Raw genomic sequence first — 12,030 nt, forward strand, 5'->3', positions numbered from 1 at the left:
TTTATATATACATCACTCAGGAGGGAATCACCATGAAAAAGAGTTCCTTGCTGTTGCTGTTCCTCTCGCTCGTCATCGTACTGGCAGGATGCAACGTAAAAACCAAAGAGGACGCACAGCAGCAAAACCAACAAGAACCAGCGGATTCGTCCACGGACGCTTCGGCGGTGACGATTGAGCTGCTCGGTATGAGCTCTAACGAATCCGATGTCAATATCATCCGTGACCAGCTGACCAAAAACGGCTTCAACGTGAAGCTGAATCTTCAGCCTGATTACGGCAGCTTCAAAGCCCAGCAGGATGCCGGCAACTACGATGTCGCGCTGTCCAGCTGGACGACGGTTACCGGTAACCCGGACTATGCCGTTCGTTCCTTGTTCAAAACCGGCGGCGACTACAGCATTATGTCCGATGAAGAAGTGGACAAGCTGATTGACGAAGCCGCAACCCAAACGCCGGAAGAGGCTGTTGCCACTTATAAAAAACTCGAGGATCGCCTCGTGACGGAAAAAGCCTATATCGCGCCGCTTTACATCTCTCTGAAGAGCCAGGCGTTCAACAAGGACGTTCTTGACGAGAATTCCGTCCGTCTGTCGAAATCCCGTTCCCTGCCATGGGAAGCTGTTGATTTCAAAGACCAGTCGAAGCGCGCAACGCAGCCGCTTATTTTGTCCCAATCGATTTCCGAATTGACTTCCCTTGACCCGATCAAAGGAAACGACGGTTCTATCAACATCATCAACACCAACATGAACGTCCGTCTGATCAACCTGACCGATGACGACAAAATCACGTCCGAAGGCTCTCTGTCTTATAATCATGCCATTGCGGAAGGCAACTCGGAATACTATTTCATTCTTCGCGACGATATCAACTTCGCCAAAATCACGGATAAAAAAGCCGTCGACTCCGGCGAGCGCGTTGGCGCGGACGATGTCATCTTCTCGATGAACCGTGCGAAGGACAAAAACTCCGTGCCGGATCACCGTACCTACACCCTTCACGAGCATATCAACACCGTTGAAGCGGTCACGGATCTGAGCGTATTGGAGAACACGAAGGTGTCCGGTGGCGGCGAAAGCGTGAAAGAAGCGCTGGAGAAAGGCCTCGACACCAAAATCACTTCCCTGGTCAGCGACAAAAACCAGGCCAGCACCAAGGACGGTAAATACCAGGTCATCAAATTGACGACTACGGAGCCGTTCCCGCAAGTTCTGAACTACCTGGCTCACCAATCCGCAGGGATTGTGTCGAAGAAACAAGTTGAATCCATCAACACCTATGACGTCGAGAAATTCGATGTGAACAAAGACATTCCTTACGGTGACCAAAACACGGTAACGGAAGGCGACAAATACAACAATACGCTGTTTGCAAGCGGTCCTTACATCTTGTCCTACAAGAACGATTACGAGGCCATCTTCTACAAAAACCCTGGTTACATGAAGGGTACGGAGCATGAGCCGAAAATCGAGCAAGTGAAAGTCCGCTTCATCAAGGACGCTGACAGCACGCTCTCCGCGCTGCGCAGCGGCGAGATTCACCTCTACTACGGCGTGCCTGAAACGAAGTACGACGTTGTGAAGGGCGATAGCAAGCTGAAGCTGCAAACCATCGAGAGCAACGCGGTATCTTACCTGCTCTTCAATACGAAGAATCGCGATGTGGCTAACAGCGAAGATCTGAGAAGAGCGGTGCTCTACTCGATCAACCAGGATGAAATTCTCGCGTACTACAACAATAACAAAATCAAAGCCTACTCTACCGTGAGCCCGATCGTCAAAACCGGCAACGAGCTCGTAGCGGATCCGGCGAAGGTGAAGGAATACTTGGCTGCTTATAAGGCGAGCAAATAATTTTAAAGTGGGAAGGACGACACTAGCTGTTGCTGGTGTCGTCTTTTTTGTGCTGGGGGTTAGAAGGGGGATTGTTGTTAGCATTGCTTCGTACGCTTATTCCTTGCAGGCATCGCTCCTGTGATGTTTCTGCTAGATTGCATCGCTATCCATGCGGATATTCTCAAGTATTGCATCGCTCCGCATGCGGATGTTCCCTCCGATCCCTCTTGTCTCCAGATTTCTTTGAACTTGTAATAGCCATCGTAGAAATCCGGAGAATGCCGATGCTTCCGAAGTAGCTTTCTTCCAGAAAGCTTTGAGGCGAACGCTGACGCTTCTTCTGGAACATTCCGCCTGCTCCGCTGAAGCTTCTCCTGCAACTTTCCGCCTGCTGCGCTGAGGCTATTCAGGGATCCCGAGAGCACTGCTGAGAAGGTGCAAATCCCTTTCCCCACTTCCAGCAATGGACCGTGAGAACGCAAAGGCTAGTCTCGCCCTCTTCTATAGGGGGAGGGGAATAAAATCGTTGAGAGCTTAGTCATCTCAATATCAGTTAAGCACTTTTTTTCAGCGAGGATGTTTGTGGGGCCTTCTCCATGTGTAAATACTGGTTAGCCTAGAGCGATGACGACTCTGTCAGGGGATAGCCGGCTCCATGGTAGCTCATTCCATGAGGACTGTTCCATTGGAGTTTGCTCAAATGCTCTGTAAATACTGCACTGATTCCTTCCCTAGCTTTCGATAAAAGTGCGAGAGTAGGCAATCTTGTGGGAGGCATGAGCTCGACCAGTCTCTTTTATTAATACCTGCCAAGGAGAATCCCCTATGAAAAAATCAACCCTGATCGTTATCTGCATCATAGCTGCATTGTTCCTGCTGAGTATAACAAGCTACTTTTTGGCTGAAATGAGTTGACCCTAAAGCATGGAGCTTCACAAACGTTGGTTGCAGACAAAAATGCAGCACTAGAAGTCTTTTGGCCTTCCACTAACCCCTCACTTTTTCGACAAGAACCGGCAGTCTGACTCGAAAATCGTGATCTTCTCCCTCAATTTCCCGGGTAATGGTATAAAAACAGACCGATTCAAATTTGATATCGGTCTGTTTTTGCACAGGAAAGCAAAACGGTTATACCTTCTTAAAAGATTTTACTCCAATCCATTAGCACTTAGGCTATTACTGAATATAACTTGAAAGTGCCACTTGAACATTGATGGCCTAACCTATGACGTCCTTAGCGAACAGGTCCAAGACCCATGACGGAAAGTTAGTCTGCGACTAGGAGATGTCCTGTCCGTTACCGGATTAAATGAATATGGCCTGCCCGCTGGCTAATGAGTTCGATCAAAAACTTGGCTGCTTAAAACCATAAAAGCCGCAGTTATGCGGCTCTGCTGTCATATCTTATTGTCGTAGTTTTGTTCTGTTATACCCCCTTTCACCAATAGATTTCCTTGGATTTAAAAATCTATTGGTGATACGAAGGGGAAGCCGTCCGTGATATTTACCATCCTTTAAGATAAGCGGCTCTTCGATGGCTGCAGCGCCCACGAGCAGATATTTAATGCAGCATAGGCAAGGGGGAGGATAAAATTAAACCCGTAATCCCCGTAGTCGTTAGCGAACGCATGCGATAAGGCCGCACCCGTCATTAAAAAGAAGATACCGGCATGAGCCCATTCTTTAAGTCGCGGTAAACCTGGCACGACGAGCGCAACCGCCCCAAGCACTTTCCAAATCCCGAGAATGGTCATTACGTATAATGGGTACCCCAGCTTCGTCACTAATTCGACATTTCCTCCTAATTGCATCAGCTGGCCGATACCACTTAACGTAATAGCTGCTGCGAGTAGGATGGTGACAGACCAATAAGCCACCATCCTTCCACGGGGCTGGGTATTACCTTTCATTGTTGTTTCCGCACTGATCAGCTTACTCATTTCGATTCCTCCTCATAGCTATATTCTCTCTTGATTACAAAAAACGAGCCACGAACCGTTCCAGCTAATTTTGATTTCTGCCTTGCAAATTTAAACTTCCCTTCCAGCACCTCGGGTACCTCCATCCCCTCAGAAAGCTTAAAACCAACGGCACGCTTCTTAGGGTCATCAACCGTATACATGACATTGAGCGCAAGCCCATCCTCATAAAAAACATAGGTAAATTGGATATTTTCTACTTGAAACCGCGATGTTTCCAATGGTTTGGCCGCAATCTCAAGATCACGTTCCTTTTTCAGAATATGGTTCACGTAATCCAGGGCCTCTTGGCTCTCGCTGGCGGGTACAACCGTAAATTCATGCTTATATTTGTTCATAAAATAACGGGCTTCATTGGCTCGTAAACCAGCGAGCGCTTCGGCTACGGGCGAAGATTCTAAACCGGCGGTGGACACATTTTTGAAATCAACGATATGGGACATGTTCATCTCTCCTAAAAGTTTTGTGAGTGAGGCACTTCTTTGAATCGACTTCGAGCAAAACTCGCATCGAGCGTAGACTTAGTTTTGTGTGAGGTACTTCTTGAATCGACTTCGAGCAAAACTCGCATCGGAAGCATTACTTCCTAACAACAGGAATCCACATTTCACCAAATACCAATCCGTTTCGCTCCCCCATCTCAACCGTGGCGTTCGGTCCGCCAACATAGGCGATATCCTTTGCCTCCGGCAAGACTTGCCCGAAAGCAATGCCAGTAAGCATATGACTCAACTCATCTGCCGTCTTCCCTTCCCCTTTTACAACGAGATATTCCCCTTTAGGAAATTGAATGACCCGGGTTGCTTCGGGTAGTGCTGCATCGGTCATGACGCCAGCATAATACATCATCTTGTTATTCACCGCTTCGTTCACGACAAACAAGTATTCATTCGCGGCTGCCGCCTTTAATGCGTCCAGCCTTCCGTCCTGCTGTACTTCCTTCCAGAAATCTGCCTTTTCCTTGTTGATACCGGCATAATCCGTATAATCGCTTTGAAGCTCGGTTCCGATCCCTAACACCGTAAAGCTGTCTTTTTGCTCAATCCTGTAGTTTGCCATTTTTAATCCCTTCCTTTTCTTTAGATTCGCTTGAATTGTCTCATCGCTTTTGTTGACTTTATAATAACTTTTAATCATATCAAAAAATGATACTGTTTAGGGGGCCGATGGAAAAAGTTTCGGGCGGAATGATTATCCCGCTTGGAACATTGAAAAACGAAAAGGACATTACATATTTGTCGCTAAACATGCAATGTCCTTCCATTCTTCGTATTCAACTACACAGATATCATTTTGGTTGCAACTGATTGTTGAAATGCCTGATCATGCTCCACCATGATCATGGTGGGGTTAAATTGTTGAATTAGTTCTTCAAGCTGCATGCGTGAATACAGATCAATAAAATTTAACGGTTCATCCCAAATGTAGACATGAGCCCGTTCACATAAACTTTTGGCTATAAGAAGCTTTTTCTTCTGCCCGCCAGAATAATGGGAGATGTCCTTCTCAAATTGGATTCGGTCAAAATCCATCTTGCGTAAGATGGATTTAAATAAGGGTTCATCAATCTCATGTTCTTCTATAAAGTCCGATAACTGTCCCTTCAAATGAGAAGTATCCTGTTCGACATAGGAAATGATAAGTCCAGACCCCCGTTTAATCGAGCCTGTATGCTGTATCTCATTCCACAATATTAGTTTGAGGATACTGCTTTTGCCGCTTCCATTCTTTCCATCAAGTATGATGCGATCACCTTGTTCAACCGTGAAGCTAACGGGTTTATTTATGATTTGGTCATCGTACATCACTGACAAGTCAGCCAAAACGATCAATTCTTTTGACTGAAATTCCAATGGTTCTAATTTTAATGGCTCAGTTTTCTCCACATTTTTTAGAAGCTTGGACTTTTCCTCAATCGCCTTTTGCTGCCTTGACTCAATGCTCTTTGCTCTCTTCATCATCTTTGCCGCTTTATGGCCTACAAAACCCTTGTCGAGTTTAGAACCCGAATTCGTTGTCCCGTTTTTGGAGGCTTCCACTTGATTAGACCAATTTGCTGAACGCTTCGAGGACTCCTTTAATCGCCCGATGTCTTTTTGCAGACGCTGATTGATTACCTCTTCGTGTTCCTGCTGCCTATCAAAATTTAACTTCCATGAAGAATAGTTTCCGCTTTGAACCTCGATATTCGCTCGATTGATCGACAAGATGTGGTCAACGCATCCGTCTAAGAAGCTTCGATCATGTGAGATTAGAATAAACCCTTTTTTCTTCCTTAAATAATCAGAGACAATCTTTCGTCCATCGGTGTCTAAATGATTAGTCGGCTCATCAATCAATAGAAACTGGCCTTCATTCAAAAATAGTCCGGCAAGCAACACCTTGGTTTGTTCTCCATTGGATAAGGTTTTGAACGGTCGGTACATGACCTCGGCATCTACTTTTAGATAGGAGATTTCACGAAGAAACTCCCAATCCTCTGCTTGGGGGCAAATTTCTTCAAGGACTTCATAAGTTAACTTGTTTGGATCCGAAACGGGGTAAGGGAAATAATTAAATTCGACCGAAGAAAGGATGTTCCCGCTATATTCATACTTCCCTAATAACAGCTGAAAGAACGTTGTTTTGCCCCGCCCATTTCTTCCAATAAAGCCAAGCTTCCAATTGGTATCGATTTGAAAGTTTACCCCTTCGAAAATATGGTCAAAGCTGCCTGGATAAGAAAACGTTAAGTCTTGAACTTTTATCATCGACATGAAAATTCCTCCTTTGTATATCGCACTTCTATCTGTATACAAAGTCGGTAAATCCATCTATTTTCATACTCCGCATAAGTTTGATGGATATTAACGACTTATACGGAGTATTACATGCGTAACGATCGTGTCTAAAATACTCATATTTCTCTCTCCCCTTTATATTTAGATTTAAAAAACATCACAGCTTACCCTATGAGAGAATAAAAAATCCTCCCAAATGGATATGGAAGGATTAGCCGTTCATTTTCATAAATAAGTTTGTAGTTGCCATTAAATTCATGACATGTACACTGATTTATAGAAATGGATAGACTAACCCAATATTTTGTATTTGGAAGTTATTCAACTCAAATAAAAATATAGATTAGTTAACCACCGTCCATCCATCAGTCCTCTCATCATTATGTTCTTATATTAACAATTATTTTTGTGGAATACAATCATCGTTTCCCTCAATATGGTTGTCGCCTTACATCTTTTCAACAATTATATGGTGATGTCTTTAAGTTTCGTTTACCCTCGTTAAGAAAAGGAATCCCTGCATCGATCAAGCAGCTCATCCAACCTTTTGTCTCTTGATTCACGTGCATTTCTGCCTTGTCTTTTTACTGCCGTAATCGCCTCCTCATTGGACATTCTCCGACGCCCCACGAGCCAGGCAGCGAGAACATGACCTGTCCGGCCTACTCCACCTGAGCAATGAACGACCGTTTTCGCTTGCAGCTGCTCTGACTCCGCCAAAAATGGTAAAATACGATAAATAAGTTGGTCCTCTTCTACCAGGCGGAAATCTTCAACGGGAACCCAAAGCACATTATCTTTACCAAACTCTTGGTGATAACTTCGAAGCAGATCCTCATAAGCAGCCAATTGACGCGGGGGTAATAAACAAATGACGCGTGTTATGCCTTGTGTCCGCATAAATGCAATCCACCTTTGCAATAGCACGGAGGAAACACGAGCGAAAGGAAATCCAGGGCGGCGCGCTCCAAAAACGAAATGTTCCCCTTCATAAGCAGCGGTGAACCCATGTTTAGGATTACTTATCCACTCCGCAAGCTTCATTATGAATTTATTCATATGAACGCCACTCCTTTTTTGTTCTATAAGGTGGACAGTGCCCATGCTCCGATAGTTTAAAGGACATTCAATAACTCATTTCTTGGATAACCCTTTCATCACCTGCGACATCATATATCATATTCGAGCTCTAAGACCAGGACCCTTTTCGGGGTCGTTTTCATTTTGATGTTCAGAACACATACATTTGCCTGTTCCCGATGCTCCTATGAGCATCCCTGCTTAGTCCCATTGGTTTTTCCCGTCTCGATAATGAATAAACAATGCCTGCATGAAAAAACAAAACCGCTCCTCTCGCCCTTATGGCTTGAGAAGCGGTTATACCGAGCACTAACTAGTTCCTAACAAGGTTTGCTCTGCCAACTCTTATGAACTACGAATGATGGTGCTAACTAATCTGTGTAATCCGTGTAACCGCATGTTAACGTTTTGCCAGACACCAGCAACCAGCTGACTATACCGACACGACCGCCGCCGGATCGATGCAGTCCGCCATTGACCGGACCTCGACCTGCCCTGGGCGGCCCGTGACGAACGGCGTTTCGCCGGCAGCATTTCTGCGGTTAAAGGACACCGTCACCGGAATGCCCGGAATCAGGTCGAAGAAGTTGTCGCTGTAGAAGCCTTCCTCCTCCTGGGACAGCCACACATGACGGGCCAGCACGTCACTCTCCAACACGAACGCAGTACCCCCGCTGCCATCAACCTCGCTTACGCGAATGTTCGGGCGTTGAAGGCGGAGCGCCTTGTCATTCACGAAGTAATGGGTTTTGCTGTCGAGTACGTCATCCTCCTGAAGCAGCTGCGCCAGCAGCACTACCCGGGACGGGTCATGGCCTTGCAGAAGCTCGTCTTCTGCCGCCCGAAACGCCACGAAGGATGCCTGCGCCTCCGCATCGACCGGATGTTCGGAAGCGTACAGCTCCTTACCGTCAAAATCGAACAGCTGGACGCGCAGCGTTCCGCGAACCGGCTCGTTCACGTCGGAGACGAGATGAACGCGGACCTCCTGCTCCCTGGAATCAACCGACAGGCTGACGTCCCTGAAGCTGCGTTTAGCCACGTACTGCAGCGCCTTCCATCTGCCGAGGTAGTCCATGCCTGCCCAGGAAGCGACCGGCCAGCAGTCGTTCATCTGCCAATACAGGGTACCCATGCAGTACGGTTTGTTGCGGCGATGGGCCTCGATTGCCATTTTCATTGCTTCGCCCTGTTGAATCTGGCTCATATGGAGGAATGCTTCAAAATCCTTCGGCTCATTATAATACTGCTCCATGTAGCTCTTGATGAGCCTGTTGCCCGCCCCATTCTTCTGGTGCGCCAGCATGACCTTCGATTCCAGCTCCATGTCGCTTTCCTCTGCATAGGTGCGGACCGTCTTCGGCTCCGGGAACGACTGGAAGCCGTACTCGCTCATAAAGCGTCCTACATACACGTTGTAATTATCGAACGGCTCGGTGTTATGCCAAACGCCCCAGTAGTGAATGTCACCGCTTGTGGTGGATGGATTGGCATGCTGATCCTTGTCACCGCTCAGCGATACGAGCGGTGATGACGGCCAATATTCCGCGCCGGGCGCATAGCTTGCGACCGCCTCCGGCAAAATCCGGTGAAAGATGGCCTCATAGTCGGCCCAAATCCGCTCGCGCTGCTCATGCGTATAATCCTTCTTCCATCCCCACCCGGCGTTCTCGTCATAGTGGGCCCAGGCAGAGTCAATCTCATTATTGCCGCACCAGAGCACGATGCTTGGATGATTCCGCAGCCGGACGATATTCTCCTCCGCTTCCAGCCGTACATTTTCCAAAAACGCCTCATCCCCGGGATACATGCTGCAAGCAAACATGAAATCCTGCCATACCATCAAGCCGTACTCATCGCACAGGTCATAGAATACCTTCTCTTCATAAATGCCGCCGCCCCAAATGCGCAGCATATTCATATTGGACTCCGCAGCGGACGCAATCTCGTGACGATAACGCTCAGCGGTCACTTCCGTAAGGAAGCTGTCGTTCGGGATATGGTTTGCGCCCTTGGCGAAAACCGGCGTGCCGTTCAGCTCAATATAGAACGATGTGCCTCTCTCGTCCTTATCCCGCACGAGCCGGACGCTGCGCAGTCCGGTTCTCACCTGGTACGACGCTGCCGTGTGCTGATCCCGGGCGAGCTCCACTTGAAAATCATACAGATGCGCTTCGCCCAATCCCTGGCACCACCACAGCTTTGGCTCGGCAATGGCCAATTCCAGCTCGACGGTGTTGCTGCCCTCCGCCAATTGGACCTCCTTCTCCCATACCTGTCCGGCTGCCGAAACGCGCAGCTTGCCCTGCCACGCCTGCTCGGCCTCAATGGATGCCACGGCAGTCAGCTTAGCCGATGCGGCCGTAATTTCATCCTGGCGGATGAACACATCATCCAGACGCACCCCCGACCAGGCTTCGATGCGGGCCTCCCGCCAGATTCCGCTCGTGACGAACCGCGGACCCCAATCCCAGCCGTAATGGTACGGCGCCTTCCGCGTAAAGATGCTGACCTTCCGGTCGCCCAATCCCCCAAGCTCGGACTGATCGTTGCTCGCCGGCAGCGGGTATCCCAGCTTCTCCAGCTTCGGCAAATCCTCCTGGATCGGGGAGCGGAAGCGGATGCGGATGACGTTTCCGGCCGCTTTGACGAGCGATTTTACATCGACGCGCCATGAGCGGAACATATTATCCGCTTCCAGCACCTTCACCCCGTTGAAGTACACATCCGCATATGTATCCAAACCCTCGAATACCAGCTCAACCTTGGCTTGAGCCTGCAGCTGCGGATCGATTTCAACCACCGTTTCGTACTCCCAATCCTTCTTGTCAATCCATTGCAGATCATGCTCATTCGTTCCGTAGAACGGATCCGGGATCTTGCCGTTTCTCAGCAGATCTGTGTGAACGCAGCCCGGCACCTGGGCTGGAAGCCACTCCGTCTCGTCGCTAGCCTTAAAATTCCACTTCGTTAATGTCAGAATGTTTTTATTCATGGTAGTCACCTTGCCCTATTTGTTATATTTTTGTATGGAACTCATCGTTTAGCATGCGGCATGGCTTCAATGCAGCATCGTTTTCTCCACTCCGAAAAGACCTAGCTGCGCCAAAACACACATGGATTCAAAATCTTTTGCAGCCTTCGATGGGCAGCGCCGAATCATCTCCGCCCAAATTTCACTAACTAGTCTTTCAAATTGGGGAGCTCATCCAGCGTAACCGTAAAGGGATGCGTATAGGTCTTCACAAGCTGCTCCGCATCCGTATATTCTTCGGAATAGACCCGCTCGTCTCCTTCCCCCGTAAAAACAAAACTTCCGTACCAGGTACAATTCCATGCCCAAGGGCAGTCATCCGCAAGCATCCGGTCGGGATCGGGGACGACCCCGTTCTCGGTCAATGCGATGATCTTCCTTGCATCCGTATACGACTCCGCCATGCGGAACCGCTCCGCTTGGGAGCCGTAATCCTGGGCGGGGGGATAAATATCTTCGCCGATGATATCGACGTACGCATCCCCGGGATACCAGTCCTTATGCTGGCCGTTCCATACCCAGATCAGGTTGTTCAGCCCGTGAACATGGGTCATCCGCTCGTACATCAGCTTCCATAAAGCGATGCAGGGCTCCGGCCCTTTCGCTCCCCACCAGAACCATCCGCCCGACGCCTCATGCAGCGGCCTCCACAGCACCGGCACCCCTTCGTCCTGCAGCCGTTTCAGCTGATCGGAGATTGCATCGATATCGCGGATGAGCAGACGGTATTCCTCCGAGCCCTGATCCGTCATCGCCCGCTGAACGTCGAAGGTTGTGGCTTTCGTATAAAACCCGCTCCCCCATGTACGGTCCGGCGGCAGATCAATCAGATCCTTCGGGGCATTCCAATGCCAGCAGAAGGTGACGATCCCGCCGCGGTTCCACCACTCGATCGCAAGATCGGTGTCGCGGCATTCGGCACCGCGCTCCACCCTGGACGGCGAGTAATTCATGAAGTCGAAGCCGCCAACCGCAGGGTACTTTCCCGTTACCCTGTGAATCATATCGAATTCAGGCGTCGATACGACGCCGATCTGCTGACCGGTCAGCATCCGCTTTCCGTAAATACTGCACAAATAACGCATCAACCGCTTCGCACCCTCGGAGGCCCTTGGATTAATCAGCTCGGGCGCAACCTCGAATCGGGAAGTATTAGCTTTCGTCATTGGCTTCTCTCCTGACCTGTCGTTATGGAATAATTCTTGGCCAGTAGCTACCGGCCCTCAATTATCCGCTTTCCGTGCACACCCTTACATTCATGCCACTGTTTGCACAACATCACGCTTAGTCCACAACGCCCATACGCCACGTTTTTCATG

8 protein-coding genes are annotated in these 12,030 nt (G+C 48.7%); 1 reads left to right on the plus strand and 7 read right to left on the minus strand.

Features of this window, described 5'->3' with window-relative positions; all coding sequences use genetic code 11:
- Nucleotides 1-32: 32 nt before the first annotated feature.
- Nucleotides 33-1,856 carry an ABC transporter substrate-binding protein gene (locus tag BBD41_RS08680; protein ID WP_077569449.1) on the plus strand — a complete coding sequence of 608 codons (1,824 nt, stop codon included), beginning with the start codon at nt 33-35 and terminating at the stop codon, nt 1,854-1,856.
- 1,496 nt (nt 1,857-3,352) lie between these two features.
- Here BBD41_RS08680 and BBD41_RS08690 read toward each other — a convergent pair.
- From BBD41_RS08690 to BBD41_RS08720, 7 genes are all read right to left on the minus strand, one after another.
- Nucleotides 3,353-3,778 (minus strand): DoxX family protein, encoded by a 426-nt coding sequence (locus BBD41_RS08690; RefSeq protein ID WP_099477289.1) that lies wholly within the window; start codon nt 3,776-3,778, stop codon nt 3,353-3,355.
- The gene (locus BBD41_RS08695) at nt 3,775-4,260 is read right to left on the minus strand and encodes a phage tail protein (protein ID WP_099477290.1); all 486 of its coding nucleotides are present in this window, start codon (nt 4,258-4,260) and stop codon (nt 3,775-3,777) included. The genes BBD41_RS08690 and BBD41_RS08695 overlap by 4 nt, the downstream gene beginning before the upstream one ends.
- Nucleotides 4,261-4,396: 136 nt before the next feature.
- The gene (locus BBD41_RS08700; RefSeq protein ID WP_099477291.1) at nt 4,397-4,876 is read right to left on the minus strand and encodes a GyrI-like domain-containing protein; all 480 of its coding nucleotides are present in this window, start codon (nt 4,874-4,876) and stop codon (nt 4,397-4,399) included.
- Between the two features lie 218 nt (nt 4,877-5,094).
- Nucleotides 5,095-6,573 carry an Lsa family ABC-F type ribosomal protection protein gene (locus tag BBD41_RS08705; RefSeq protein WP_099477292.1) on the minus strand — a complete coding sequence of 493 codons (1,479 nt, stop codon included), beginning with the start codon at nt 6,571-6,573 and terminating at the stop codon, nt 5,095-5,097.
- 525 nt (nt 6,574-7,098) lie between these two features.
- On the minus strand, nt 7,099-7,656 hold the full coding sequence (locus BBD41_RS08710; RefSeq protein WP_099477293.1) for a protein-tyrosine phosphatase family protein: 558 nt from the start codon (nt 7,654-7,656) through the stop codon (nt 7,099-7,101).
- Nucleotides 7,657-8,110: 454 nt separating this feature from the next.
- Nucleotides 8,111-10,672 carry a beta-mannosidase gene (locus tag BBD41_RS08715; protein ID WP_099477294.1) on the minus strand — a complete coding sequence of 854 codons (2,562 nt, stop codon included), beginning with the start codon at nt 10,670-10,672 and terminating at the stop codon, nt 8,111-8,113.
- Between the two features lie 188 nt (nt 10,673-10,860).
- Entirely contained in the window at nt 10,861-11,877 is a 1,017-nt protein-coding gene (locus tag BBD41_RS08720) for a glycosyl hydrolase (RefSeq protein ID WP_099477295.1), read from the minus strand.
- Nucleotides 11,878-12,030: the final 153 nt, after the last annotated feature.

This window comes from Paenibacillus ihbetae (assembly GCF_002741055.1).
Taxonomy (GTDB): domain Bacteria; phylum Bacillota; class Bacilli; order Paenibacillales; family Paenibacillaceae; genus Paenibacillus_AQ; species Paenibacillus_AQ ihbetae.

Bases quoted from the DNA above. Each gene is read 5' to 3' on its own strand.
- BBD41_RS08680 (WP_077569449.1), top strand. From the start codon at position 33: ATGAAAAAGAGTTCCTTGCTGTTGCTGTTCCTCTCGCTCGTCATCGTA.
- BBD41_RS08690 (WP_099477289.1), bottom strand. From the start codon at position 3,778: ATGAGTAAGCTGATCAGTGCGGAAACAACAATGAAAGGTAATACCCAG.
- BBD41_RS08695 (WP_099477290.1), bottom strand. From the start codon at position 4,260: ATGTCCCATATCGTTGATTTCAAAAATGTGTCCACCGCCGGTTTAGAA.
- BBD41_RS08700 (WP_099477291.1), bottom strand. From the start codon at position 4,876: ATGGCAAACTACAGGATTGAGCAAAAAGACAGCTTTACGGTGTTAGGG.
- BBD41_RS08705 (WP_099477292.1), bottom strand. From the start codon at position 6,573: ATGTCGATGATAAAAGTTCAAGACTTAACGTTTTCTTATCCAGGCAGC.
- BBD41_RS08710 (WP_099477293.1), bottom strand. From the start codon at position 7,656: ATGAATAAATTCATAATGAAGCTTGCGGAGTGGATAAGTAATCCTAAA.
- BBD41_RS08715 (WP_099477294.1), bottom strand. From the start codon at position 10,672: ATGAATAAAAACATTCTGACATTAACGAAGTGGAATTTTAAGGCTAGC.
- BBD41_RS08720 (WP_099477295.1), bottom strand. From the start codon at position 11,877: ATGACGAAAGCTAATACTTCCCGATTCGAGGTTGCGCCCGAGCTGATT.